This is a genomic window from Aminobacter ciceronei (assembly GCF_014138625.1).
GTDB classification, from domain to species: Bacteria; Pseudomonadota; Alphaproteobacteria; order Rhizobiales; family Rhizobiaceae; genus Aminobacter; species Aminobacter ciceronei.
In genome coordinates, this window is the sequence record NZ_JACJHY010000013.1 from 1 (window position 1) to 23,513 (window position 23,513).

The window sequence follows — 23,513 nt, forward strand, 5'->3', positions numbered from 1 at the left end:
TTTGGCGGCGCACGCGGCCGCACCGACGTGCCGAAGATCGTCGACTGGTACATGGAGGGCAAGATCCAGATCGACCCGATGATCACCCATACGCTCAAGCTCGAAGACATCAACAAGGGTTTCGACCTGATGCATGCAGGCGAAAGCATCCGCAGCGTGGTCGTCTACTAGCGTCCCCTTGCGAGGGGTGCGCATCGCGAACAGTCATCAACAGGGAGGAACGACATGGCTTCAGTTTCGATACATCCGGCGCTCGACGGCGGGGTCAAACCCGGCAGTGCCGCCTTCACCGGCGGCACGCTGGCCTGCGCCTGCGCCGACAGGCCGGTCAAGGTGGCGATCAAGGGCCAGGTTGCCCACAACCACGCCTGCGGCTGCACCAAATGCTGGAAGCCGGAGGGGGCGAAGTTTTCGGTCGTGGCGGTCACCGCGCATGAGAACGTGACGGTGCTGGAAAATGGCGACAAGCTCGCTGTCGTCGATCCGTCGGCGTTGATCCAGCGCCACGCCTGCAAGGCCTGCGGTGTGCACATGTATGGCCCGGTCGAGCGCGACCATGCCTTCAAGGGCCTCGACTTCATCCATCCCGAGCGCTTCCAGGAAGCGGGCTGGGCCGAGCCGGGCTTTGCCGCATTCGTCTCGTCGATCATCGAGGCGGGCGTCGACCCGTCCGAAATGGACAGCGTGCGCGGCCGGCTCAGGGAACTCGGGCTCGAACCCTATGACTGCCTGTCGCCCGGCCTGATGGACTATGTCGCCAACTGGGTTGCCAAGCGGACAGGGACAGCAGCGCGCTAGCCGCACACGTCTTCGAACAAAAAACGGGAGGAACATTAATGCGCATAGCCAACACAATAGCCATCGCGCTGGTAGCAGTCGCAGCAGCGGTGACGTCGAGCCAGGCCTGGGCGAACGACGCCGTCAAAGTGCGCTTCAGTTGGAAGCTGAAGGGCGAATATGCCTTCTTCTATCTGGGCAGGGACAAGGGGATCTATTCATCCCACAAGGTCGATGTCGAACTGGGAGAAGGGGCCGGCGCCCAGGCAGCACTCGGGTCGCTGGTGCAGGGCAACGAGGACGTCGTCATCGTGCCGGCAATTTTTGCCATATCGGCGATCCAGAAAGGCATGCCGGTCAAGATCGCCGCGCTCTATCAGCCGAAAACCCCGTTCGCGTTCATTTCTCATCCTGACCGCCCCGTCACCGAGCCGAAGCAGATGGAGGGCAGATCTCTCGCAGTATCGACCGGAGATACTGCGACGGCGTATCTCGACGTCCTCTGCAAAAAGAACGGCATAGACTGCAGCAAGATCTCGAAGGTTCAGATCGACCCGCAGATCAAGGTCCCGCAGTTCCTGCAGAACAAGATCGACATGATCACGGTCTACACCAATGTCGACCTTCCGCTCATCGAAGAGCGAAGCGGGATCAAGTTCGCGGTTCTGGACCTTCCCAAATATGGATTGTCGGTGCCGGGTCTGGCGGCCGTGGTCAGCGACGACGGCCTGGCCAAAAACCAGGACATCCTGACGCGGTTCTTCTCCGCCACGAGCGAGGCCATCGACCTCATGCGCAAAGACCCAGCGTCTGCCGCCAGCGCGTTGCGGTCGGCCTGGAGTGCTGCTCCATCCGAAGAGCTCATTCGGCAGTCCGTCGTTGCCACATCGCTCAGTCTTCAGGCGCCCGAAGGCCATATCAACGGCTGGATCGAAGAGAATGTGATTTCGGATGCTCAGGACCTGGTCATGTCGACCGAGGACGGCGCAACCAGGAAAGAGCCTTCGCAGTACTATACGAACGCGTTGCTGCAAGACCGCTGAAGAGCCCTGCCCCCGCCGGTGAAAGCCGGCGGGGACATTTATCTCGGCAAGTGCAGTCGGGCAGCCCGGCGTCGAACACGACCGCTGCCCCGACGATATTGATCTTTTCGAAGGCGACCAGCGGATAAGGTTGGCATTCGCGCAGATCGAACGCCTCACCGCCTCTGCCCACCTTGCTGTTCGATCCAGATTCGCTGCCCGCCCGCTGGTCAGGCGGCACGCAGGCTGCCTATGATCAGCTTCGCGAACACCGTCCTGGCTTCGGTGTCGGTGACCTTGCCTGCCTGCAGTTCGCGCGCGATGGCCTCTGCCGCGCCCAACAGGCCGGTGCACAGGAGACGAAGGCTCTCGCCGGAAACGGCAGAGAACGGTTGCAGCGCCTGGGCGACGATGGCCACATATTCCCCCAGCATGCGTGACTGCTGGACCGCTATGTCAGGGCTCCCCTGAAGCGCCGCAAAGATGGCAGGCCCTTCCTGGCCCATGTTCGTCAGGCAGCTGAAATAGGCCGCGGCAATGGCGTCCGCCACGGCGGCAGGTTCGCCCGGCATTAAGCTCAGCTCCTGGCGAAGCTGTCTGACGTAATTGTCCTCCAACCGCTGAAACAGGGCGAGCAGGAGGCCGGCGCGCGTTGAAAAATGGTCATAGACGACGGGCCGGCTGACGTCAGCCCGTTGGGCGAGCGTGCCCAAGGTGAGTTCGTCTGCGCCCTGCTCCCGAACGATCTGGAGGGCCGTATCAAGGAGTTGGCTGCGACGGCCATCTCTCGGCAGCTTCACGATTTTCTCCTCCGCTTGACACCTACAATTTGTAAGTTACATTTTGTAGCTTCGCGGTCAAGCAGGAGATGGAGATGGGTGACGTCACGGTAATCGGCCTGGGTGCAATGGGCACCGCCTTGGCACGCGCGTTCCTTTCCGCCGGCAAGACGACCGTTGTCTGGAACCGGACCTCGGCAAAGGCCGATGTTCTGAGAGATGAAGGGGCCAAGGTCGCGCTGACCGCCGCGGACGCGGTCGCCGCCAGCCCGGTCATCGTCATGTGCCTGTCGGATTATGCGGCAACGCGCGGCATTGTCGAAGACAAAGCGGTCGCCGGGATCTTCGCTGGGCGGCTCGTCGTGCAACTGGCCTCCGGCACCTCAAGCGAGGCCCGAGCCATGGCGGCATGGGCGGCAACGCGCGGTGCGGACTATCTCGACGGCGCCATTTCCGCGTGGCCGAGCCAGATCGGCGGAGCTGACGCCGCCATTCTGCTTGCCGGCCCCGAGACGACGTTTGCCTCGGCCAGCGCCCTTCTTCAGGCGTTGGCCGGCAGCCTTGTGCATGTGGGCCCCGATGTCGGCCATGCCAAGGCGCTGTTTGGCGCTGCCCTGGCCTATTACGCAGCCCATTGGATCGGCTTCAGCCACGGCGCAGTCATCTGTGAAGCCGAAGGGCTCGATCCGGCTCAGTTCGGAGAGATGATGGCGGGCTCGGCACCGTTCTTCGCAGACGACATGCGTCGCATGGGCCGGGTCATCGCCACCGGCAGCTTCAGCGCGCCTGAAAGCACCATCGCTTCCGTGCGCGCCGATATCGCGCGTCTCGTCGACGTCTCCGACAACCTCGAGATTGGCGCCGATTTTCCGACCTTTGCGACCGGCGTTTTCCAGCGCGCGGTGGACGCGGGTTATGGGGCGGAAGAACACTGCGCGATCACAAAAGTGTTGCGCAGCCCCGCGCCGCATCAGCGGCGACCTGTTCAAGGTCGCTCAGTCTAGACACGCCACAGCTGGAGGCTCGTTGGCCAGCCTGCATCGCTCCGCTTGCAATATGCAATCGGAAAGCGTAAACCCAATCCAGTTGCAAAATACAACTGGATTGGCGCGCCACTGTGGACCATCGCTCTGTCGATCAACCTGGCACGCAAATGCCCGGCGTCGCTCCGACATGACCGTCTTGCGCGACGTGATGTTTGGGGTCCGACGTCCTCTCGGCGGCGTGGGTAAAAAGGCGGGCCGGCTTTGCAGGAGGCCTACATGGCCGGGTTCGGCAACGACATTTCGGCGTTTCGAACCCCGATCACGGCCCGTCAGTGTCGGCACGGTTGCATGCGGCCGATGACGGCGACAACAGACCGCGCGCCATCACCCAGGACCTGAAAGGAGGTTGCAGAATGCCGAAATTCCTCACCATCGGATATGGCGACCAGGCCGGATATGACCGGACCTCACAACCCGTCCGCGACGCCGCCCACGCGCAGGATGCAATGCTGCGCGCGGAGGGCGCATTGATCGGAATCGCCGGTGCGCCCATGCAGGTGCGCAATCCCGAAGCGGCGGGTCCGGAGACGCGGGATGGCCCATTCATGTCGTCGGCCTTGCCGGTTGCCGGCTTCGCCATCATCGAGGCTGCGGATATGGCGGAAGCGGTGAGGAAGATCTCAGTCGTTCCCTGTGCCGTTGCGCATGGCGTCGTCGAAGTGTGGCCGTTGGAGTAGGCAAACCGGCTCCAAGAGCCGACGCAGAGGACATGCGCGCCCGCCTCGACCGCCTGCGCAGCTATCTCACGCTGCCGAGATAGTGAAGATGACCGGTATGGAGGGGTATTCTGCCCGGCTGCTTTTGGCGTAAGCGGACGCTGGATTCAGCCCGGCACGGAAATCGGCAATCGTGCCTGGCGGTGAGGACCTGCGGTAACCTTGCTTCTTAATTATCGTGATCGTAGCGCACATTTTTCGTATGTATGTATAAGTCGCCGGAGCTGAAATTCGTGATGTTGTGAGATGCCTCCGAGCCCACACGCGTTCTCCTTGAATCAAATCGATCTGAATCTGCTTCGTACGTTCGACGCATTGATGCAGGAGCGTAGCGTCACAAAGGCGGCGGAACTGCTTGGTCGGACGCAGTCGGCCACAAGCCATTCACTTTCCAGGCTGCGGCATATCTTCAAGGACGAATTGTTTTCTCGCGATTCAGGGGTGATGGAGCCGACGCCTCGGGCGAAAGAACTGGCTGCGGTTCTCACTCGCGCGCTGGCTGACATTCGTCAGGTCGTCGAAAGGCATTTGAATTTCGAGCCGGCGAGCACATTCAGAAACTTCAGGATCGGCCTCTCGGATTCCTCGGCCGTTACGATCCTTCCGAGCCTCATCCAGAACTTCTCGGCTCAGGCGCCAAATGCCACACTCAACGTCTTGCACACCAGAGAGGCTGAAGTCCTCGACTTGTTGAAATCCAAGCAAATCGAGTGCGCGGTGCTCGGCAACTTTTCGCTCAAGAGTGACCAGATTACGGTCGTGCAACTATCGACGCACAAGATGGTCTGTGCCGGCTGGAAAGGAAATGGCCTGCTGGATGATTTCACCCAAGAGCGCTACTTGTCTTCGCCTCATCTTCAGATCTCTGCAGACGGCAAGGCGGATGGCGTTGCCGATATCGTTCTGAGAGGCCTTGGCCTCAAGCGGAAGGTTGTCGCCACCATTCCGCACTATCTCGTGGCGCCTTGGATCATCAAGGACACGCCTCTCATAACGGTTTTTGGCGACAACTTCATTTTCGCGGTCTCCGAAGAAACCGAGACCAAGATCGTTCCGGCCCCGTTCCCTCTCCCCGACGTTCGGGTCTCCATGATTTACGAACGTGGTTTGGAGGCCGATGCGGGACATGCCTGGCTGCGAAGCCTGATCATCGCCACGACAGAGGTTCAGCGGGCATTGAAAGAAGCGGCGTATGGACGCCTAAACATCTCCGGCGGCCGTCAATCTCAACAATAGGCGTGCGCCAGGCGTTGGCCCCTGATGGGCTGTTTCACGACGGCACTATGCATGGCATGCATAGTCTTATGTCACATTATCAATTTCACCGATCATGCAGGCGACTGCTATCCGTAGGCCACGGTTCAAACAGGGAGGAACCAATGAAGCGTAGCCTTACAACGAGTGGCGTGGTTCTTGCGCTCTCGGCATTTTCGACCATCAGCAGCTTTGCTGCCGACATTCCCGTAACGGATGCCGTCAAGACCAGTGGCAAGCTCACAATCGCCAGTTCGCTCGCCTACGCCCCCTTCGAGTTCACTGACGCCTCCGGAAAGCCGGCTGGCCTGGACATCGAGATGGCTCAGGCCGCTGCCGACCTGATGGGGGTGAAGCTGGAAGTCGTCACAATTCCCTTCGCCTCGCAGATTCCGGCTCTCGCATCGGGGCGCGCAACGATGGCCTGGACCACCTTCACGGTGCTGCCTGAGCGTTTGAAGCAGGTGGACTTCATCTCCTTCATGGAAACCGGCTCCGTGGCAACGGTGAAGCCGGAGGACAAGGACAAATTCACAAAGAAGCTTGACCTTTGCGGGCACGCTGTCGCGGTTCAGACCGGCACTTCCGGCGATATCGCTGCCGACAGGATCTCGGCCGATTGCAAGGCCGCCAGCCTGCCGGAGATCAACAAGCAGATCTATCCGGAGCCAAAGGACAGCATCGCTGCGGTGCTTTCAGGTCGCGCCGAGGCCTGGTTGGATGACTCGACGGCCACAGGCTATTTTGAGAAAACGAGCAAGGGGCAGCTCGTCGTTACCGGCGACAGCTACTATCCGTCACCGCTTGGGATCGCGGTCCCGAAGGGAGACAAGGCTACGGCAGCCATGGTGGATGCCATCCTCAAGGAATTGATGGCGAACGGCACCTACAAAAAGCTGCTCGACAGTTACAACATGGGCAAGTCGTCCCTGGACGCGCCGGTCATCTATACCGACGTCTCTCAACTGAACCACTAACCGCCATTTCTCATCCGAGATCGACTGAACGCCCGGTGGCCTCGACCGCCGGGCGGGGAGAGCTGTGCGACACCCATGAAAAACGATCAAAACTCTGCGGCAATTGCCAAGCTTAAAGTGGTTCCGCTGCCCCACCCGTTCCGCCTCGCGGCGATCATCCTTGTCCTGTCGCTTCTCGCGCTGGCAGTTCGCAGCGCGGCAATGAACCCCAAGCTGCAATGGCCCATCGCCGGAAGCTATCTCTTCAATCCGCTGATCATGAATGGTCTCCTGGTGACCCTCATCGTGACCGCTCTGGTGATGGTGATCGCCGTTGTCCTGGGCACGATTGCGGCACTTATGATCTTGTCGCCGAGCCGGCTGCTTTCAACGCCGGCAAAAGTGTTCGTCTGGTTCTTCCGGGGAACGCCGGCGCTGGTCCAGCTCATACTCTGGTACAATCTGGCGCTGATCGTTCCGCGCTTCGAGCTTTGGCTGCCTGGTCTTGGCACCATTTTTTCCATTTCGACCAACGACGTCATGACGCCTCTGGTCGCGGCCGTCGTCGGCCTTTCGCTCCACGAATCCGGCTACATGGCGGAAATCATCCGCAACGGCCTGCAGTCGGTCAACCAAGGCCAGCGGGAAGCGGCTCTGTGCCTCGGGATGAAGCCGAGCCTGTTGATGCGCCGCATCATCATCCCCCAAGCCATGCGAGTAATCATCCCTCCATCCGGCAACGAGACGATCAACCTGCTCAAGACCACTTCGCTGGTCAGCGTCGTTGCGGTGGGTGACCTGCTTTATTCGGCGCAATCCATCTACGCCCGTACGTTCGAGACCATACCGCTGTTGCTGGTTGTAACCTTTTGGTACCTCGTTGTCGTGGCGATCATGTCGATCGGCCAGTTTTACCTGGAACGCTATTTCTCCCGGGACAATGCCACCCGGCAAGGCAAGGGCATGCTGAAAGCAACATTCGGCAATGCCTTCTCCGTTCGCAGGAGGGTCACACAATGACTGTTTCAAGGACACATCACGGCCGCTTTGGTATCGACCAGAATGTCATGGTCTATGCCGAAGGCGTCCGAAAATCCTTCGGGTCCCTCGAAGTGCTTAAAGACGTCAGCCTGAGCGTCCCGACAGGCAGCGTCGCCTGCATCATCGGGCCTTCGGGTTCGGGCAAGAGCACGTTCTTGCGATGCATCAACCATCTGGAGAAGATCGATGGCGGCCTGCTCCTCGTGGATGGGGACTTCATAGGCTATGAGCTTAGGCAAGACCGGCTCCATGAACTGCCAGACAGCGCAATCTGCCGCCGTCGTGCCGAGGTCGGCATGGTGTTCCAGCAGTTCAACCTTTTCGGCCATCTGACCGTCCTGCAGAACGTCATCGAGGCACCAGTCCATGTCCGGGGTGAATCGGTCAAATCTGCCACGGAGCGGGCGGTCCATCTGCTTGGCAAGGTTGGTCTGGCCGAGAAGTGTGACGCTTATCCACGACAGCTCTCTGGTGGGCAGCAACAACGCGTGGCGATAGCTCGGGCGCTTGCCATGCGGCCCAAGGTCATTCTCTTCGACGAGCCGACTTCGGCGCTCGATCCCGAACTCGTTGGCGAGGTTCTTGCCGTCATGAAGGATTTGGCGCGGGACGGCATGACCATGGTGGTGGTTACCCACGAAATCGGCTTCGCGTCAGAAGTCGCCGACCAACTCGTTTTCATGGACGGTGGCGTGGTTGTCGAGCGTGGCGTTCCAAAGGAAATGATTGCAAATCCGCAATCACAACGCCTCCGCGAGTTCCTGGCGCGCGTCAAGTAGTCCGCTTCCATAAGCAACCAGATATCGACCCCGTGAAACCACGGGGCAAGGAGACCCCATGTCCGCAAAAACTGCTCGGTCTGCATCCGAGCAATCGCTCCATGACTTCAGCAAGGCGATAGATCGGTCAGCTCTCAGCACCCTCAAGTGGGAGATGGAAATCGACCGACTGGGCGACAAAGACCTTTTCTCGTTTGGAACCGCCGATCTGGATTTCCGGTCGCCACCGGCCGTCGTCGAAGCGCTGCATCGTGCGGTCGAAGCCGGCCATTTTGGTTATCCTCTGAGACGACCCAGCTACTACGACGCGGTCACGGGTTATCTGAGCAGACGTTTTGGATGGCAGGTGGAGAAGACGTGGATCGACGCGTGTGTCGCGATTTATCCATCGATGCACTCGATCATCATGGAACTGACCCAGGCCGGCGACGAGATCATCTACCAGCCACCCGTCCACCACGTTTTTGCGGAGATCGTGAAGGCCAACGACCGCGTGCCCGTCGCCAATCAACTGATCAATCGCGGCGGCACATACGAGATGGATTTTGCCGGGCTGGAGGCCTGCATTACTGACCGAACAAAGTTGTTGTTGCTCTGCAGCCCGCATAATCCGGTTGGTCGGGTCTGGACTCGCGACGAGTTGAAGGAGCTGGCACGCATATGCTCCGAACGCGGAGTCATCGTGGTTTCCGACGAGGTCTACAGCGGGATGCTGTATGAGGGAACGGAATTCACACCCTTTGCAGCGGTTTCAGAATGGGCTGCGATGAATTCCTATTGCCTGTTCTCACCAAGCAAGCCCTTCAATCTCACCGGACTGAAGCATTCCATCGTTGTCACCCCGAACCCGGTCCTGCGGGATGCCTTCCGGCGCGGCCTGCGGCGCGCCAATCTACAGTATGGTGGCAGCGCACTTGGATACGCCGCTGCCGAAGTGGCGTTCCGGGATTGTGACGATTGGAGCCACGCGCTGATGCACCATATTGCCGGCAATCACGCATACGTGACGGATTTGATCCGGTCATTCCTGCCCGAGGTCACGGTTCCGGTCGCCGAAGCAGCATACTTCGCCTGGCTGGATCTCTCCAGGCTCAACACGCCGAGGGCCGTCTATGAGCCGCTGATTGAAAGGCAGGCGAAGCTCGTCGTGACCTATGGCGAGCCGATGGGGCCTGGTGGAGAGAACCACATCCGCATCAACCTCGGCACTTCGAGATCGATCCTGGAGGCGGGCATGCGACGGCTGCTCTCCGTACTCGTTCCACTTACCGGACGTTCCTTTGATGAAAGCGCTTGCTGATGGCAAGCACGGCAGAGACGCGTCTCGCAGCCCTCACTGGGCATTGAGTTGCCGAACCTCCGACCGCAGTGGCGACGGCGCATCCCGCCGCCATTGCCACCTTGCTGTTCGATTCGCCGCCGGAGAGGTTGTGGACGAGGAGCCTGTGTTATTGCACGGGCGATATGACCAACGATGCGATGGCCAGTCCGGTGGCCACAAGCAGCAAGAACCATAATAATTCCTGTCTGTTCATGGGCTGCCAACTCATCTTCCCAGATGTTTGACGTCGGGGTCGTGCAACTGGGATACCGCTCCCTGGTTCACGGGTTTCGACAGTGATGTCGGCTGTGTTCACGCGTAGATTTCATGACCATCGCCATGGGCGGTCCGCCCGGCGTAGCGTATCAATGCGAACAGACAATCGCCAGACGCGCGATGCCGATGGTTCTTGCTGTCTGCAACGCCATGAGTTTCGGATCTGTGTCGGTCGTACCAACTTCCGATGCGCGTTGCGAACACTCTGTCGTGCCGGGGATGTCATGACCCCAACTCAAATGCGTGGGTCGCTACGCGATCGGATCAGCCGGCCAGGGCCCGCATGATGTTGGGCACGGCAGGCAGTGTGAGAAGCGCTGCGCATCCCAGCCAGATCGACGCAACGACGACGCTTTGGGGGCGCGCCGAAAGGCGTTCGTAGAGTGCGGCCGGAACGCCTGCCACCATCAGGGTGAGCGTCGACAGGATGAGCGCGCTCGCCATGTAGACGAACTGGCTGGTCGGTGGCGCCCAGGATGGGTACCAGACCGGGTACAGCACGAAAAGCACAAGCACCCAGGGGGAGAAGATACCGTTGACGATGGCGATCGCCATCACCGGAACCAGACCCGTGCGTTCCATGTCTCAGTTCCCCGCCGTTGCGCCGGGTGCCAGCCCGGCGTTGAAGAGCATCATGAAATAGCCAAGCCGCAGCGCCATCAGCCACAGTGCAGCGAAGATCAGCACGACCGGCTGGGCCAACACTTCAGGCGTGAGGTAGCGCACGGCGCGCACCACATGGTCCGTGACGAAGCGGAAGCCGCGCCAGATGAAGTTGTCCCAGTTCTCCGGCACGAAAAAACCGAGAACCAGCCGCCCGATCAATGTGTACATCACTGCTGCCAACACGAAATTGGGCAGGTGGAAATACCAGTAGCTCCAGAATTCGTTCATGCACGCGGTCCAATGAGGATCATGGGGGGATCATGGGGCGGTCATGCGAGCCATAGCGGCATCGCGCAAAAAAGAAAGAGGGGTCCTGTCCGGACCCCTCCCCTGACGTCCGATGCGATGATCAGGCTGTCTTTTCTTCCATGATCGTCTTGCCGCGAGGAACACGGATCTCCTCGATGAACTCCTGCAGCTCGTGTGACGGCTCCTTGGTCAGGCGCGAGACGACATACATGACCGCGAAGCCGACGGGCAAGCCGAACGCCGCCGCCGACAGGTTCTTCACCCCGCCCCAGTTCGCGATCGACTGCGCATGCTTGTCGAACGCCGCCCAGGCGGCTGCCTGAGCATCGGGGGCAGCGGCCGCAAAGGCGGCTTTGAGCTCCTCGAACTTGGCCAACTGCTCGGCCGTTGCCGTCGACAGGCCGCTCCACATCTCCACGAAGCCGACCGCACCGTAGCGGGTGCCCAGCAGATAGTAGAGGCAGATGCCGAAGCCTGCGATCATGCCGGCAATCGCCCCCGCCGAATTGGCACGCTTCCACCAGACGCCGAGAACCAGCGCCGGGAAGAGGCCTGCCGCCGCAAGCGAGAACGCCCAGGACACCATGGCCAGGATGTCGGCAGGCTTGGTCGAGGCGACGTAGGCCGCCGCGATCGCCACCAGCACCAGAAGCACGCGCGACACCACCAGGCGGCGCGCCGTCGGTGCGTTCTGGTCGATCATCTTGTAGTAGATGTCGTGGCTGAGCGCGTTTGCGATGGCCAGAAGCAGGCCGTCGGCCGTCGACAGCGCGGCTGCGAGACCGCCGGCTGCGACAAGGCCCGAAATGACATAGGGCATGCCTGCCATTTCCGGCGTGGCAAGCACGATCATGTCGGCATTGAGGTTGATGTTGGCAAAGCCGATATTGGTCACACCCTGTTCCGCGCAGGCTGCGGCGATGGCGGCTGCGTCGATGGCAGCCTTGCCGCAGATCTGCACCAGCGCGTTGTCGGCTGCGGCCCAGCGCATCATCCATCCCGCCTTCTCGGCGATGTTGTCCGGCGTCAGGCCGGAAGCCACCAGGTCGAGCATGGTCCACTTGGCGAAAGCGGCATAGGCCGGCGCCGTGAAGTAGAGGATGAAGATGAACAGCAGCGACCATGCCACCGAGACGCGCGCCTCACGCACCGAAGGCGTGGTGAAGTAGCGCATCAGCACATGCGGCAGCGAAGCGGTGCCGACCATCAGGCACAGGATGAGCAGGAAGAAGTTGAGCGCGTTGTAGCCGCCGTGCACGAACGGCGTGATGTGGTGGACCGCGATGCCCTGCGCGGTTTCGAGCGCGGTGATGTTGGCCAGCGCCGTGCCCTGCATGAGCTGCGGGATGGGGACGCCGGTCTTGACCGTGGACATCCAGATCGCCGGAATGAGGTAGGCGATGATCAGCACGATGTATTGGGCAACCTGCGTCCAGGTGACTGCACGCATGCCGCCAAGCATGGAGCAGACCAGAATGCCGGCAAGGCCGACATAGACCGCGACGTTGAAGTCGAGGCCGAGGAAGCGGGCTGAGATGATGCCGGTCGCATAGACCTGCGCGACGACATAGGTGAAAGAGCACGAAAACAGCACGATCACGCCGATGAAGCGGGCAAGATTGCCGCCATAGCGCGCCGAAAGGAAGTCGGGCACCGTATAGGCGCCAAATTTGCGCAGATATGGCGCGACCAGGATCGCGACCAGAACATAGCCGCCGGTCCAGCCCAGGACGAAGGCGAGGCCGTCATAGCCGAGCAGGTAAAGCGTACCGGCCATGCCGACGAATGAGGCGCCCGACATCCAGTCCGCACCTGTCGCCATGCCGTTGTAGATCGCAGGCACGCGGCGGCCGGCGACATAATATTCGCCGACCTGCATGGTCCGCGACAGAATGCCGATGACGGCATAGATCAGGATGGTGAAGCCGACGAACATGTAGCCGATGATGTAGTTCGGCACGCCGGCGGCGCTCAGGATCGCCATGAGGATGACGAAGGCTATGAAGCCTCCGGTGTAGATTCCGTAGATGCGGCCTAGATTGGAGACGAAATCTCCGCCGCCGCTGGTTGTCGTCGTTGCCATGGTTCCCCCCTCACTCTTCCGACACACCGTGCTCTTCGTCGATGCCGTTCTGCTTGCGTGCAAACCAGAAGAGCATCACGACGAAAGCAATGAGCGAACCCTGCGCGGCCATGTAGAAGCCCAGCGGGAAGCCCAGAATGACGATATTGTTGAGTGGGCCGACGAAGAAGTGGATGACATATCCGAAGAAAAACCACAGCCCAAGCATAAGAAACATGAGACTGCGGGTCTTATTCCAGTAGCTTACGCGGTCCGGCGTCGCCATCGCGTTGATCCCTCCCTTGATTTACAGCCTGTGCAGATTCTCCCCGACCAACCGGCCGTTCAGCAAGTCGCCAAGCTCCCGCAAACGGGAATCTGGCAAGCGTCGGCGTCATGATGGACTCAGCCGACGCTGCTTGAACTCTAGCTGCATTTGCAACTGCCCGTTATTCGACTTTAGAATCGGTTCGGCGGGCTGGCTAAGAGGTGTCGCGAAGGCTAACGCTTGGCAGCACGCGGCAGACGAAGGGAATATTGCAATGGGCCTTCTCGATGGTCTTCTTCCGGGATTTCTCCGCAAGGCCACGCCGATCCACGGTACCGCCGACCTGGCAGATTTCATGGATGCGCGCGCCTCGTTCCTGGCGCAGAAGTGCATCGTCGAATTCTGCCGCGTGCGTGCGGGCGTGTTCTGGCAGAAGCTGTTCAGCGAAAAGGAGTTCCAGACCGCGCTCGATCAGGCGCGCTGGCGGGCCTACCCGCCGTGCTACGCCATGGTCGCGGAGATGGTTGAAGGGTCGCTGCGCGAGGTTGCAGCCGGGCGTCAGCGCGGTCTGGAGACAGCGATCGAGCGGGTCGCCCGCATGAGTTTTGCAAAGCACCCTGTTCCCGACGGCTCGCCTGGGACCTTCTGGGAGGACGCGGCCGCCCTGGTGCGCGGCAGACTGGTGGCAGCGCAGGCCGGAGCGCCGCGGCCGGTGCGGGAGATCCCCGATCCGCTGGCGCGGATGGTGTTCGATGCGGTGCCGATCCATCCCGAGTTGCTGACCAACGACTATGACTACATCTTCAACTTCCTGCGGATGAACATCCTGAGAGCGCATGAGGACCTGCTGGAGCTGGCCGATCGCGCCGCGATCGTCGATGAACTGCTCGGCGCGCCCGGCGCTTGACGGGCCTCAGGCGAACATCAGGTCGCGCACCAGCCCCGGCACGGACTGAAGGCGCCTGACCAGCGTCTTCAGCTCGCCTTGCTGCTCGCGCGGGATTGCGGCCAGGTCGACGCGGTTGGAGACGGGCACGCCGGCATAGACGTCGCGAATCTGTTGATCCAGCAGCAGCCCGATCAGAAACGCATGGCCGGCCAGCATCGCCTTCATGTCCTGCTCGCCGCCGACAGCGCGGGCGATCAACGCCTCGAGACGGTCGCGCGTGCTCAGTGCCCGGATGCCGTGGCGAATTGCCAGCGTCCGTGCCGCCGCAACGATCGGGAACAGGCCGTGCATCTTGATATCGAGCCGGCCGTCGTCGAGCCGCAGGCCGCCCAGAAGCGTGAACGGGTTGTCCGAAACGATCTGCTCGCCGAGGAGCTTGGCAAAGACCGGCTCGGCGTGGCCGCGTGCATAGGCATGGTCGAACAGCGCGTCGCTCAACGCCACCTCACCGTGCACGGGCTTCAGATCATAGACGATGTCGACGTTGAGCAGGTCGTTTGGCCGCGAGCGCCGGACCCATTCCTCGACGCGATTCTTCCACGTTTCGAGACTGCCGCGGAACGCCGCGTTGCGGCCCATGACGCCGCCCTTGCAGTAAGGCACGCCGGCGGCGTCGAGCGTATCGGCGAGCTTTTCGCCAAACATCTTGAACCAGAGGTCTTGCCGACCATCGGGTTCGCCGTGCTCGAAGACGATGGCGTTGTCCTGGTCGGGTGCCAGCAGGCTTTCGCCGCGTCCGCCGGAGCCGAGCACCAGCACGGCGTATCGACAGGGCGGCGCGCCGTGACCCTGCGCCTGCAAGGCAAGCTCCGCCAGCACGGCGGCGCGGCGGGTCATGGCGCGCAACTCCTCGGAGATGATCTCGGCGACGATGCGCGGATCGATCGCTTCGGCGAGCAGCGAGCGCACGACGCCGGGAAGCGTGGCCCATGCCGCCGCCAGTTCGGCGGCGCCCGTGGCATGTTCGATCTGGTCGTCGAGGTTGATCGCTTCGCTGGCACGCAGCCTCAGCAGGTCACGCGCCGACAGCACGCCCACCAGCGTTCCGGCATCGTCGCGCACGGCAAGGTGACGTATCTTCAGCCGGTCCATGCGCCCGATGGCGCGATAGGCAAAGGCTGTGGCGCGCACGCTGGCGAGCGGCCTGGAGGCGAAGGTGCCGACCGGCAGGTCCAGCGCATCCGCGCCGCTGCCGGACAGTCGCCGCATCACGTCGCGCTCGGTGACGATGCCGTAGTCGGCGACCGGTCGGTTCGGTTCTCCGGCATCGGACACCAGCAGGGAGCTGATCTTTCGCGTGACCATCAGCTCGATGGCCTGCCGCATGGTTTGGCCCGATGTCACCACCACGGCGGGGGTGCTCATGAGGCTGCCGACGCGGTGGCGGTACGCGTAAGGATCCACCGACTGGAAAACAGGAGCCTGAGGACGCGACACCGGTTCGCTCCAGCCGGCGCGATGGCCGGCCTCAAGATCGCGCGAAAGGGCAAGGCACGCCAGTTCGGCTTCGCCCAGCGTCCGGACGTTGCGCCTGCGCAATTCGGGCAGCAGCGCGATGAAGACCTTGCCAGCCGTGAACGCGTCCCCCAGAGCCGTGTGCCGGCCGGCAACCTCCACGCCCAGCCAGGCGGCGACCGCGTCGAGCGAATGGTCCGCCAGACTGGGATTGGCCACGGCCGCAAGAAGGCGCACGCACAGCGCACGCGGTTTCGACCAGGGCAGGTTCGCAAGCCGGCATTCGCGCTCCATCACCGCCAGGTCGAAGCCGATGGAGTGGCCGACGAGAACACGTGGTCCGGTGAAATGCTGGAACCGGTCCCAGGCTGCGGTGAAATCCGGCTGGCCGACGAGCTGGTCGTCGGTAATGCCGTGGATGCGGGAAGCCGCAGGCGGCACAGCTTCGCCGGCATCGACGAGAAGTTCGAAGCGGCGTTCCGGTTTGATCTTGCCGTGCCAGATGCCGACCGCACCGATCTGCAGGATACGGGCCTTGGTGGCGTCGAGCCCGGTCGTCTCGGTGTCGACCGCCGTCGCCGCCATTGAAATCAGGGGTGTCGCGCCGGTCGCCGGCTTCATGTCCGCTCCTGCGAGGTTGCTGAATGCCCGGCTCGCATGTCCCGCTGTTGCCCGGGCCGACAATATCGGCCAATTTTCTGCCGCGGCATAGCGCGACCGGCACGCCAGGTCGAAGGCTGCTCCAACAGCCTCACCGAACATGTCGGCAAGCCGGCCCGTTCCGTGAGGCTCGATCCTCGAGGTTCTTTTCCGCGCGGTATTCGCCTGAATGTGATTTGCGCGCAGCCTGGGCGTCGGTCCACCTTGCGCGGGTTCATCGTCAGGATGTGTCAATGCGCGAGATCAGGCGGGTCGCCGTGGAGTGCGTCGGGCGTGCGGTCATGTTCGGATCGCTCGCGATCGGATGCGTCATGGTCGGCTTCTCCTTCAACCCCGTATCGGCATTCCGCAGCGGCGCTTTCCTCACACTGATGATGGCGCTGGTGCTGATGTGGAAAGCGATGACCGCCGGCACCAGGGCGCCCAGGCGCACCGAGATCTGGCTCTATCTCGACGAGAAGTCGCGCCCGCTCGATGATCCTGCGCGGCGGGTGTTCGGCACCGTCATGCGCGACGTCTATGGTATTTTCGCGCGGATTGCGCTTTGCGTTGCGGTCGGTTTCTTCCTGCTGTCGCTGGTGCTGATGGCGTTTGGCCTCGAGGCCTATGTGCCGCCCCTGGGATAGGTCAGTGGTCCATCGAGCAAGGACAAGCGCAGGCGAAGATCATCTCTTAGATGTCGCGCTATTCGTAAGCGTCCCGGGGTTCAGGTCTGACAGCCATCCCGATCACTCCTTCAAGGCACCCGCCAGCGGTATCGCTGCGATGCTGTCGCCCTTTTCAGCACTCTTGTCACCGCCGGTCTGCTGGCCCGGTTGTATGGCGGCATCACCGGCACGTTCCTGTTCGGCGAGGAGCACGCGGCCGCCGATTTCTATCTGTAACGTCATGCTGCTGTTCCAGGCCGAGCGCTTCGGCGTTCACGTTCCCGAGCCGATGGCCGAACTGCGCGCGGATGCGCGAGCGGCCCGCCGTCGGTGCTGCGATGCGGGCCGAAGGCTTCGCCTGAACTCGATCCCGATAGACTCGCCGCCCAGTCCCTGCCCCAATGCGCACGCGCCAGCACAAATCCCAATGCGGCTGTGTTGGCGTCGGTTGCGCCGAAAGACAGGGTTATCGTCCCGATCGCGTCCCCCAGCTGCGCAATCCCGAAGCGGCGGGCCCGGAGACGCGGGATGGCCCATTCATGTCGTCGGCCTTGCCGGTTGCCGGCTTCGCCATCATCGAGGCTGCGGATATGGTGGAGGCGGTCAAGAAGATCTCAGGCGTTCCCTGTGCCGTTGCGCATGGCGTCGTCGAGATGTGGCCGTTGGAATAGGCAACCTGGCTCCAAGAGCCGGCGCAGAGGCCATGCGCGCCCGTCTCGGCCGCCGCCGCAGCTACCTGGCTTGAGCCCACGACCCTACGCCGCCCTCACCCAGACCTTGTTGTCATGCACGGCAGCGCCGCCATAAGGCGCCGGCGCGTCGGCGCCGGTCAGCACGTTGATGCCCTCGCCGCGCTCATGGTCGGAGTTCGGCCAGATGCCTTCGGCGATGACGACGCCGCGCCTGATCTTGTCGAACAGGCGGGCATGCAAAACGACCTCGCCGCGCATATTGCCGATCTCGACCCGGTCGCCTGTCGCTATCCCGAGTTCTGCCGCGTCCTCGGAATGGATCAACAGTTCGGGCCGCCCCTCCTTCTCGCGCGACACCGGCGTTTCGGCGAAGGTCGAGTTGAGGAAGTTGCGTGCCGGCGACGTCGCCAGGCGGAACGGATGGGCCGCATCCGCCACCTCGATCAGGTCGACATGATCGGGGAATTCGGGCAGCTGCGCGACCGGGCCGAAGATGCCCATGCTGCGCGGCGGCTTGTTGGGGGCCGCACCGCCATTCCAGTGCGGCTTGAAGCGGAACTTGCCGTCGGGATGGCCAAAGCCGTTGAGGAAATGCGCGCTGTCGAATTCCGGCTGCATGTCGGCCCATTTCTGGTCCTTGAAGCTGTCGAAATTGCCCAGGCCCTTCTTCTCCAGCATGACGTCGATATGCTGGCGTTCGGTCATGCCGAAGCCCGGCATGTCGGACACGCCAAGCCGCTTGCCCAGCTCCTCGATGACATAGTGGTTGGTGCGCGGCCCTTCCGGCGGGTCGATCAGCTTCGGCCCCAGCGTGATGTGCTGGTTGCCGCCGCCCTTGTAGATGTCGTCATGCTCGAGGAACATCGTTGCCGGCAGGACGACGTCGGCGAGCTTGGCCGTGTCGGTCATGAACTGCTCGTGCACACAGGTGAACAGGTCGTCGCGCAGCATGCCCTTGACCACCAGCCGCTGCTCGGGCGCGACATTCGCCGGATTGGTGTTCTGGATCAGCATCGCGGTGACAGGCGGGCCGCCATAGAGCGCATCCTCGGCATTGGTCAGCACCGGGCCGATGCGCGAATGGTCGAGATAGCGGATGTCGGGGTCGCGGAATTTCGTGCCTTCGAGCAGCTCGCCATTGAGCTTGAAGATGCCCGAATTGGAATGGAAGGCGCCGCCGCCCTCATATTGCCAGGCGCCCGTCACCGCCGGGATCGACAGCGCCGCATGCATGTTGACCGAGCCGTTGCGCTGGCGCGAGAAGCCGTAGCCCAAGCGGAAGAAGGTCTTCTTGGTGGTGCCGACGAGCCGGGCGAAAGCCTCGATCTCCTCGACCGTCAGGCCGGTGATTGCGGCCGCCCATTCCGGCGTCTTGTCGGCGAGATGCGCTTCCAGCCCCCTGGGGTCGTCGGTGTATTTTTCGAGATAGGGGCGATCGGCAAACCCGTCGCGGAACAGCACATGCATGACGGCGCAGGCGAGCGCGGCGTCGGTGCCGGGCTTCAGCACCAGCCCCATGTCGGCCTGCTTCAGCGTCGCGGTCTCGTAGATGTCGATGACGACGATCTTGGCGCCGCGTTCCTTGCGCGCCTTGATCGCATGGGTCATCACATTGACCTGGGTGACCACCGCATTGGTGCCCCAGATGACGACGCAGTCCGACTTGCCGATCTCGCGCGGATCGGTGCCGCGCAGCGCACCTGTGCCCATGACATAGCCGGTCCAGGCGAGATTGGTGCAGATCGATCCGAAGAAGCCGGAATATTTCTTGGCATGGCGCAGCCTCTCGATGCCGTCGCGCTGCACCAGCCCCATCGTGCCGGCGTAGAAATAGGGCCAGACGGTCTCCGAGCCGTAACGCTCCTCCGCCGCGATGAATTTTTCCGCGACGAGGTCGAGCGCTGCCTCCCAGCTCGCTTCCTTCCAGTTGCCGTCGCCCTTGGCGCCCGCGCGGACCAGCGGCTTCAGCAGCCGGTCGGGATGGTGGACGCGGTCGGCATAACGGGCGACCTTGGCGCAGATGACGCCTGCCGTATAGCTGTTGGACTTGGCGCCATGCACACGCCCGATGCGCTTGTCGTCGAGCAGCTCGACCTCGAGCGCGCAGGTCGAGGGGCAGTCATGCGGGCAGGCCGAATGGCCGATCCTGATCTTGGCGTGCTGGTTCATGGCGCCCTTTTACCCTGATGTCGGCTTGCCGTGTAGGGCCAGTGCGGACCGCTGCATGACCCTCCCCCCTCGTGGGCCGAGCGGGCAAGGCGCGTAAGGCGGGATGGGGGTAATCTCGGCCACCCACCCCGGAGCTTCGGTCCGACCCTCCCCACCCCGGACCTTCGGTCCGACCCTTCGCAAAAAGAGGGAGGGTAAGATGCCCTACTCGGCGACGCCTTCTTCATATTCGGCCGACATGGTCAGCCACTTCTCTTCGTTGGTTTCGAGCTGGGCCGACAGTTGCGAGCGTTCCTTGGCCAGCTGTGTCGCCGTCGTCGGGTCCTTTTCATAGAGCCTGGGATCGGCGAGCTGGTCCTCGATGCCGTCGATGCGCTTGCGGATGCGGTCCATCAGCGCCTCGGTGGCGCGGATCTCCTTGGCCAGCGGCTCGAGGGCGGCGCGCCGTGCCGCGGCCTCGCGGCGCTTGTCGGCCTTCGATGCCTTGTCGGCCTCGCGCTCCTTGCGCCGGTCGCCCGACACGCCCGTCACCAGCGTCTTGTAGTCCTCGAGATCGCCGTCATAAGGATTGACCGCGCCGTCCTTGACCAGCCACAGCCGGTCGGCCGTCGCCTCCAGCAAGTGGCGGTCGTGGCTGATCAGGATCACGGCGCCGGGAAAATCGTTGAGCGCCATGATCAACGCCTCGCGGCTGTCGATGTCGAGGTGGTTGGTCGGCTCGTCGAGGATGAACAGGTTCGGCCCGTCAAAGGCCGACAGGCCCATCAGCAGCCGCGCCTTTTCGCCACCGGACAGGTCCTTGGCGGCGGTGTTCATCTTCTCGGTCGGCAGGCCGAACTGGGCGACACGCGCCCTCACCTTCGATTCAGGCGCCTCCGGCATCAGCCGGCGGACATGCTCATAGGCGTTTTCCTCGGGCCTCAAATCGTCGAGCTGGTGCTGGGCGAAGATCGCGACCTTGAGCCCGGGCGCGATCGTCACCGAGCCGGTCTCGGCCTTGAGCCGGCCGGCCAGCAGCTTGGCGAAGGTCGACTTGCCGTTGCCGTTGGCGCCGAGGAGCGCGATGCGGTCGTCGGCGTCGATGCGCAAGGTCATCTTCTTGAGGATCGGCTTGTCGGCCTGGTAGCCGACGCTGACCCGGTCGAGCGCGACGATCGGCGAGGCCACCGTCTTGACCGGCTCGGGGAAGCTGAACGGGCGCACATTGTCTTCGATCAGCGCGGCGATCGGCTTCATCTTCTCCAGCGCCTTGATGCGCGACTGCGCCTGGCGCGCCTTCGACGCCTTGGCGCGGAAGCGGTCGACGAAGGACTGCAGATGCTTGCGTGCCGCCTCCTGCTTGACGCGGCCCTTTTCCTGCAGCTCGCGCTGCTCTGATATCTGGCGCTCGAACTGGTCGTAGCCGCCGCGCCAGAAGGTCATCTTCTTCTGGTCGAGATGGACGATCGAATTGACGGCGCGGTTGAGCAGGTCGCGGTCGTGGCTGATCAGCAGCACGGTGTGCGGATATTTCGAGACATAGTTCTCGAGCCACAACGTGCCTTCGAGATCGAGATAGTTGGTCGGCTCGTCGAGCAGCAGCAGATCGGGTTCGGAAAACAGCACGGCGGCAAGCGCCACGCGCATGCGCCAGCCGCCGGAGAATGACGACGCCGGGCGCTTCTGCGCCTCGTCGTCGAAACCGAGGCCGGCGAGGATGGTGGCGGCGCGGGACTCGGCCGAATGGGCGTCGATGTCGGCCAGGCGGATGTGGATCTCGGCGATGCGGTGCGGGTCGGTGGCGGTCTTTTCCTCGGCGAGCAGTGCCGAGCGCTCGACATCGGCCTTGAGCACGATGTCGATCAGCGGCTCCTCGGTGCCGGGCGCTTCCTGCGCGACCTGGCCGATACGCGTGTTCTTGGGCAGGCTGATGCTGCCGGTTTCCGAGCTGAAGTTGCCGGTTATCGCCTTGAACAGCGTGGTCTTGCCGGTGCCGTTGCGGCCGACAAGGCCGGCCTTGGTGCCGGCAGGCAGGGTCAGCGACGCGTGGTCGAGGAGAAGGCGTCCGGCAATGCGGAGGGAAAGGTCATTGATGATGAGCATGGCGTGGCGGTTTTGGCCGAGAGTTACCGATATGGCAAGAGCGCGCCGCAGCAGCTTGTTGTTGCGGCATGATCTTTTCCTGGAACCGGCCACCACTTCCAGGGATCATGCCGTGCACCGACGCATGGGCGAACGGACCGGCGCCTGCGATCAGGCGAAGGCCGGCCTGTGGCTGCGGTGCAGCGCTTCGCCTGCGATCTCGCCTGTCGCATCGATCGCCGCGCCGTCTGACGTGGCGGGCGGCGGCGCGGCGTGGCCGATGGCAAACAGTACGGCGCTGCCGGCGGCCAGCATGGCAAACAGCATGAACATGCCCTGCCCGCCAAAGGCGCCCAGCGCCAGCCCGCCGAACAGCGGGCCGATGAAATTGCCGACCGAACTCAGCGAATGGGCGCCGAAATAGGCGCCGCGGTTGCCGTCATTGGAGATCCTGTCGACAAGCACATATTCGGCCGGCACGACAAGCACCTCGCCGATGGTGAACAGCACCATGAAGCCGATCAGCATGGCAGCATCGGTGGAGACGGCAAAGCCGAGCTCGCCGCCCAGGAACAAGAGGCAGCCCAGCACCATCGCCCGCAACGGCCCGATCTTCTCGATCACCAGCCGCGCCGGCGCGGTGGCGAGCACCACCACGGCGGCGTTGGTGGTGACCAGCCAGGCAAAGATCTTCATGCCGTCGTCAACGTTGGTGGTCAGATATTGCGACAGGGTCACCGACCACTGGCCGTAGACCGCCATCAGCAGCGTGCCGCCGCCGACATAAAACAGCAGCCGGCGGTCGCGCAGGGCAGCGCCGAGCCGGCGCAGCCCGGGTGCCTGCTGCGGCGCGGCCTGTCCGCTGCGGTCGGCCAGCGCCGCCGGCACGACGAAAAAGATCGCCGCGGCAAAGACGAAATGCACCATGCCGGCAATGACGAAGGGCAAGGGCGAATTGGCGCCGATGGCCAGGCCGATCATCGGCCCGACGGCCCAGCCGGCATTGATGACGAGGTAGCGCCAGGAAAACATCCTGAGCCGCAGTTTCTCGGGCGCTGCATCGCTCATCAGCGCCCGCGACACCGGCTCATAGACCGCAGCCGACACCGACGAGACGACATGCGCCAGCGCAAAGGCCGCGACCGATTGCGCCAGGCCGAGGCCGACGAGCCCGAGCCCGGCAAACAGAAGTGCGGTGACCAGCACCACGCGCCGGCCGATGCGATCCGAAATCGTTCCGGCAAACGGGCTTATGGCAGCGCCGAGCAACGGCCCGGTGCCGATCAGCACGCCGATCCAGGCCGGGCTCAGGCCGAAATCGCCCTGCAGGCGGATGGCCAGGAAGGTCAGGCTCATGCCCCTGGCGATCGCCACCATGCCGGAGCCGGCAATGAGCAACAGCACGATGGCCTGGCCGGTCTTGTCGCCGAATGGACGCACGTTTTTTTATCCCGATACAGAGAAAGCGACGTCAGGCCGGCTGGCCGGGCGCGGTCGCAGATGCTTCGTCTGGCCGAGATGACGTGCAAAGACAAGGCAAGTCACGCTGCCCAGAGGCAGCTATCTGATGATCCAGACATCTCATGACAAATACTGGGGTCATGACAAATACCGGGGCATGCCAAAAGACCGGCTCATGACGATATCCGGGCCGACCGACCGCCGGAA

General features: G+C 62.8%; 22 protein-coding genes and 1 pseudogene. 13 read left to right on the top strand and 10 right to left on the bottom strand.

What is annotated here, in order from left to right:
- The 3 genes and pseudogenes from HNQ95_RS14460 to HNQ95_RS14470 form a co-directional block, all read left to right on the top strand.
- Nucleotides 1-171 (top strand): annotated as a pseudogene (locus tag HNQ95_RS14460) (S-(hydroxymethyl)glutathione dehydrogenase); the annotation flags it as partial.
- Nucleotides 172-225: 54 nt separating this feature from the next.
- Nucleotides 226-798, top strand: a complete 573-nt coding sequence (gene gfa, locus HNQ95_RS14465; RefSeq protein ID WP_182574459.1) for an S-(hydroxymethyl)glutathione synthase — start codon at nucleotides 226-228, stop codon at nucleotides 796-798.
- 38 nt (nucleotides 799-836) lie between these two features.
- Nucleotides 837-1,820: an ABC transporter substrate-binding protein gene (locus tag HNQ95_RS14470; protein WP_182574458.1), complete on the top strand. Its 984-nt coding sequence runs from the start codon at nucleotides 837-839 to the stop codon at nucleotides 1,818-1,820.
- 209 nt (nucleotides 1,821-2,029) lie between these two features.
- On the opposite strand, the gene HNQ95_RS14475 is transcribed toward HNQ95_RS14470, so the two are convergent.
- Nucleotides 2,030-2,599 (bottom strand): TetR/AcrR family transcriptional regulator, encoded by a 570-nt coding sequence (locus HNQ95_RS14475; protein ID WP_182574457.1) that lies wholly within the window; start codon nucleotides 2,597-2,599, stop codon nucleotides 2,030-2,032.
- Nucleotides 2,600-2,673: 74 nt separating this feature from the next.
- On the opposite strand from HNQ95_RS14475, the gene HNQ95_RS14480 reads away from it, so the two are divergent.
- The 7 genes from HNQ95_RS14480 to HNQ95_RS14510 all read left to right on the top strand — a co-directional run bounded on the left by HNQ95_RS14480 (nucleotide 2,674) and on the right by HNQ95_RS14510 (nucleotide 9,670).
- Entirely contained in the window at nucleotides 2,674-3,582 is a 909-nt protein-coding gene (locus tag HNQ95_RS14480) for an NAD(P)-dependent oxidoreductase (RefSeq protein WP_182574456.1), read from the top strand.
- 395 nt (nucleotides 3,583-3,977) lie between these two features.
- Nucleotides 3,978-4,301 carry a YciI family protein gene (locus HNQ95_RS14485; protein WP_182574455.1) on the top strand — a complete coding sequence of 108 codons (324 nt, stop codon included), beginning with the start codon at nucleotides 3,978-3,980 and terminating at the stop codon, nucleotides 4,299-4,301.
- A gap of 312 nt (nucleotides 4,302-4,613) precedes the next feature.
- On the top strand, nucleotides 4,614-5,576 hold the full coding sequence (locus tag HNQ95_RS14490; RefSeq protein ID WP_246340759.1) for a LysR family transcriptional regulator: 963 nt from the start codon (nucleotides 4,614-4,616) through the stop codon (nucleotides 5,574-5,576).
- Between the two features lie 143 nt (nucleotides 5,577-5,719).
- Entirely contained in the window at nucleotides 5,720-6,571 is an 852-nt protein-coding gene (locus tag HNQ95_RS14495) for an ABC transporter substrate-binding protein (protein WP_182574454.1), read from the top strand.
- Nucleotides 6,572-6,646: 75 nt separating this feature from the next.
- On the top strand, nucleotides 6,647-7,570 hold the full coding sequence (locus HNQ95_RS14500) for an amino acid ABC transporter permease (protein ID WP_067963970.1): 924 nt from the start codon (nucleotides 6,647-6,649) through the stop codon (nucleotides 7,568-7,570).
- A gap of 47 nt (nucleotides 7,571-7,617) precedes the next feature.
- Entirely contained in the window at nucleotides 7,618-8,370 is a 753-nt protein-coding gene (locus HNQ95_RS14505; protein WP_154385201.1) for an amino acid ABC transporter ATP-binding protein, read from the top strand.
- A gap of 58 nt (nucleotides 8,371-8,428) precedes the next feature.
- Nucleotides 8,429-9,670, top strand: coding sequence for a MalY/PatB family protein (locus HNQ95_RS14510; RefSeq protein WP_246340757.1), 1,242 nt, complete (start codon nucleotides 8,429-8,431; stop codon nucleotides 9,668-9,670).
- A gap of 561 nt (nucleotides 9,671-10,231) precedes the next feature.
- Here the strand turns inward: HNQ95_RS14510 and HNQ95_RS14515 are convergent.
- The 4 genes from HNQ95_RS14515 to HNQ95_RS14530 all read right to left on the bottom strand — a co-directional run bounded on the left by HNQ95_RS14515 (nucleotide 10,232) and on the right by HNQ95_RS14530 (nucleotide 13,230).
- On the bottom strand, nucleotides 10,232-10,549 hold the full coding sequence (locus HNQ95_RS14515) for a hypothetical protein (RefSeq protein WP_154385118.1): 318 nt from the start codon (nucleotides 10,547-10,549) through the stop codon (nucleotides 10,232-10,234).
- Nucleotides 10,550-10,552: 3 nt separating this feature from the next.
- Complete coding sequence (locus HNQ95_RS14520) at nucleotides 10,553-10,861, bottom strand: YggT family protein (RefSeq protein ID WP_154385117.1); 309 nt, start codon at nucleotides 10,859-10,861, stop codon at nucleotides 10,553-10,555.
- Nucleotides 10,862-10,982: 121 nt separating this feature from the next.
- Nucleotides 10,983-12,965, bottom strand: a complete 1,983-nt coding sequence (locus HNQ95_RS14525; RefSeq protein ID WP_154385116.1) for a sodium:solute symporter family protein — start codon at nucleotides 12,963-12,965, stop codon at nucleotides 10,983-10,985.
- Between the two features lie 10 nt (nucleotides 12,966-12,975).
- On the bottom strand, nucleotides 12,976-13,230 hold the full coding sequence (locus tag HNQ95_RS14530) for a DUF4212 domain-containing protein (protein ID WP_067963983.1): 255 nt from the start codon (nucleotides 13,228-13,230) through the stop codon (nucleotides 12,976-12,978).
- Nucleotides 13,231-13,486: 256 nt separating this feature from the next.
- Here HNQ95_RS14530 and HNQ95_RS14535 point away from each other — a divergent pair, with 256 nt between their 5' ends.
- A complete protein-coding gene (locus HNQ95_RS14535) occupies nucleotides 13,487-14,119 on the top strand; it encodes a hypothetical protein (RefSeq protein ID WP_182574453.1) in 633 nt (210 codons plus the stop codon).
- A 6-nt stretch (nucleotides 14,120-14,125) separates the two neighbouring features.
- On the opposite strand, the gene HNQ95_RS14540 is transcribed toward HNQ95_RS14535, so the two are convergent.
- On the bottom strand, nucleotides 14,126-16,237 hold the full coding sequence (locus tag HNQ95_RS14540) for a DUF294 nucleotidyltransferase-like domain-containing protein (protein ID WP_182574452.1): 2,112 nt from the start codon (nucleotides 16,235-16,237) through the stop codon (nucleotides 14,126-14,128).
- A 272-nt stretch (nucleotides 16,238-16,509) separates the two neighbouring features.
- Between HNQ95_RS14540 and HNQ95_RS14545 the strand changes: the two genes are divergently transcribed.
- Nucleotides 16,510-16,902, top strand: a complete 393-nt coding sequence (locus tag HNQ95_RS14545; protein WP_182574451.1) for a hypothetical protein — start codon at nucleotides 16,510-16,512, stop codon at nucleotides 16,900-16,902.
- A 102-nt stretch (nucleotides 16,903-17,004) separates the two neighbouring features.
- On the opposite strand, the gene HNQ95_RS14550 is transcribed toward HNQ95_RS14545, so the two are convergent.
- Nucleotides 17,005-17,166 (bottom strand): hypothetical protein, encoded by a 162-nt coding sequence (locus HNQ95_RS14550; RefSeq protein WP_157097135.1) that lies wholly within the window; start codon nucleotides 17,164-17,166, stop codon nucleotides 17,005-17,007.
- Between the two features lie 296 nt (nucleotides 17,167-17,462).
- Between HNQ95_RS14550 and HNQ95_RS33970 the strand changes: the two genes are divergently transcribed.
- Nucleotides 17,463-17,594, top strand: coding sequence for a YciI family protein (locus HNQ95_RS33970; RefSeq protein ID WP_281381240.1), 132 nt, complete (start codon nucleotides 17,463-17,465; stop codon nucleotides 17,592-17,594).
- A gap of 84 nt (nucleotides 17,595-17,678) precedes the next feature.
- Here HNQ95_RS33970 and HNQ95_RS14560 read toward each other — a convergent pair whose 3' ends face one another.
- The 3 genes from HNQ95_RS14560 to HNQ95_RS14570 all read right to left on the bottom strand — a co-directional run bounded on the left by HNQ95_RS14560 (nucleotide 17,679) and on the right by HNQ95_RS14570 (nucleotide 23,285).
- Nucleotides 17,679-19,784 (bottom strand): molybdopterin-containing oxidoreductase family protein, encoded by a 2,106-nt coding sequence (locus HNQ95_RS14560; RefSeq protein WP_182574449.1) that lies wholly within the window; start codon nucleotides 19,782-19,784, stop codon nucleotides 17,679-17,681.
- A gap of 204 nt (nucleotides 19,785-19,988) precedes the next feature.
- On the bottom strand, nucleotides 19,989-21,866 hold the full coding sequence (locus tag HNQ95_RS14565; protein WP_182574448.1) for an ABC-F family ATP-binding cassette domain-containing protein: 1,878 nt from the start codon (nucleotides 21,864-21,866) through the stop codon (nucleotides 19,989-19,991).
- 150 nt (nucleotides 21,867-22,016) lie between these two features.
- Nucleotides 22,017-23,285 carry an MFS transporter gene (locus HNQ95_RS14570; protein ID WP_182574447.1) on the bottom strand — a complete coding sequence of 423 codons (1,269 nt, stop codon included), beginning with the start codon at nucleotides 23,283-23,285 and terminating at the stop codon, nucleotides 22,017-22,019.
- Between the last annotated feature and the right edge of the window lie 228 nt (nucleotides 23,286-23,513).

What these genes read in the sequence shown, in the direction of transcription:
- HNQ95_RS14505 (WP_154385201.1), top strand. Translation starts at nt 7,618, where the DNA reads ATGGTCTATGCCGAAGGCGTCCGAAAATCCTTCGGGTCCCTCGAAGTG.
- HNQ95_RS14480 (WP_182574456.1), top strand. Translation starts at nt 2,674, where the DNA reads ATGGGTGACGTCACGGTAATCGGCCTGGGTGCAATGGGCACCGCCTTG.
- HNQ95_RS14525 (WP_154385116.1), bottom strand. Translation starts at nt 12,965, where the DNA reads ATGGCAACGACGACAACCAGCGGCGGCGGAGATTTCGTCTCCAATCTA.
- HNQ95_RS14545 (WP_182574451.1), top strand. Translation starts at nt 16,510, where the DNA reads ATGCGCGAGATCAGGCGGGTCGCCGTGGAGTGCGTCGGGCGTGCGGTC.
- HNQ95_RS14550 (WP_157097135.1), bottom strand. Translation starts at nt 17,166, where the DNA reads ATGACGTTACAGATAGAAATCGGCGGCCGCGTGCTCCTCGCCGAACAG.
- HNQ95_RS14565 (WP_182574448.1), bottom strand. Translation starts at nt 21,866, where the DNA reads ATGCTCATCATCAATGACCTTTCCCTCCGCATTGCCGGACGCCTTCTC.
- HNQ95_RS14500 (WP_067963970.1), top strand. Translation starts at nt 6,647, where the DNA reads ATGAAAAACGATCAAAACTCTGCGGCAATTGCCAAGCTTAAAGTGGTT.
- HNQ95_RS14510 (WP_246340757.1), top strand. Translation starts at nt 8,429, where the DNA reads ATGTCCGCAAAAACTGCTCGGTCTGCATCCGAGCAATCGCTCCATGAC.
- HNQ95_RS14495 (WP_182574454.1), top strand. Translation starts at nt 5,720, where the DNA reads ATGAAGCGTAGCCTTACAACGAGTGGCGTGGTTCTTGCGCTCTCGGCA.
- HNQ95_RS14560 (WP_182574449.1), bottom strand. Translation starts at nt 19,784, where the DNA reads ATGAACCAGCACGCCAAGATCAGGATCGGCCATTCGGCCTGCCCGCAT.
- HNQ95_RS33970 (WP_281381240.1), top strand. Translation starts at nt 17,463, where the DNA reads ATGTCGTCGGCCTTGCCGGTTGCCGGCTTCGCCATCATCGAGGCTGCG.
- HNQ95_RS14530 (WP_067963983.1), bottom strand. Translation starts at nt 13,230, where the DNA reads ATGGCGACGCCGGACCGCGTAAGCTACTGGAATAAGACCCGCAGTCTC.
- HNQ95_RS14535 (WP_182574453.1), top strand. Translation starts at nt 13,487, where the DNA reads ATGGGCCTTCTCGATGGTCTTCTTCCGGGATTTCTCCGCAAGGCCACG.
- HNQ95_RS14485 (WP_182574455.1), top strand. Translation starts at nt 3,978, where the DNA reads ATGCCGAAATTCCTCACCATCGGATATGGCGACCAGGCCGGATATGAC.
- HNQ95_RS14515 (WP_154385118.1), bottom strand. Translation starts at nt 10,549, where the DNA reads ATGGAACGCACGGGTCTGGTTCCGGTGATGGCGATCGCCATCGTCAAC.
- HNQ95_RS14520 (WP_154385117.1), bottom strand. Translation starts at nt 10,861, where the DNA reads ATGAACGAATTCTGGAGCTACTGGTATTTCCACCTGCCCAATTTCGTG.
- HNQ95_RS14470 (WP_182574458.1), top strand. Translation starts at nt 837, where the DNA reads ATGCGCATAGCCAACACAATAGCCATCGCGCTGGTAGCAGTCGCAGCA.
- HNQ95_RS14540 (WP_182574452.1), bottom strand. Translation starts at nt 16,237, where the DNA reads ATGAAGCCGGCGACCGGCGCGACACCCCTGATTTCAATGGCGGCGACG.
- gfa (WP_182574459.1), top strand. Translation starts at nt 226, where the DNA reads ATGGCTTCAGTTTCGATACATCCGGCGCTCGACGGCGGGGTCAAACCC.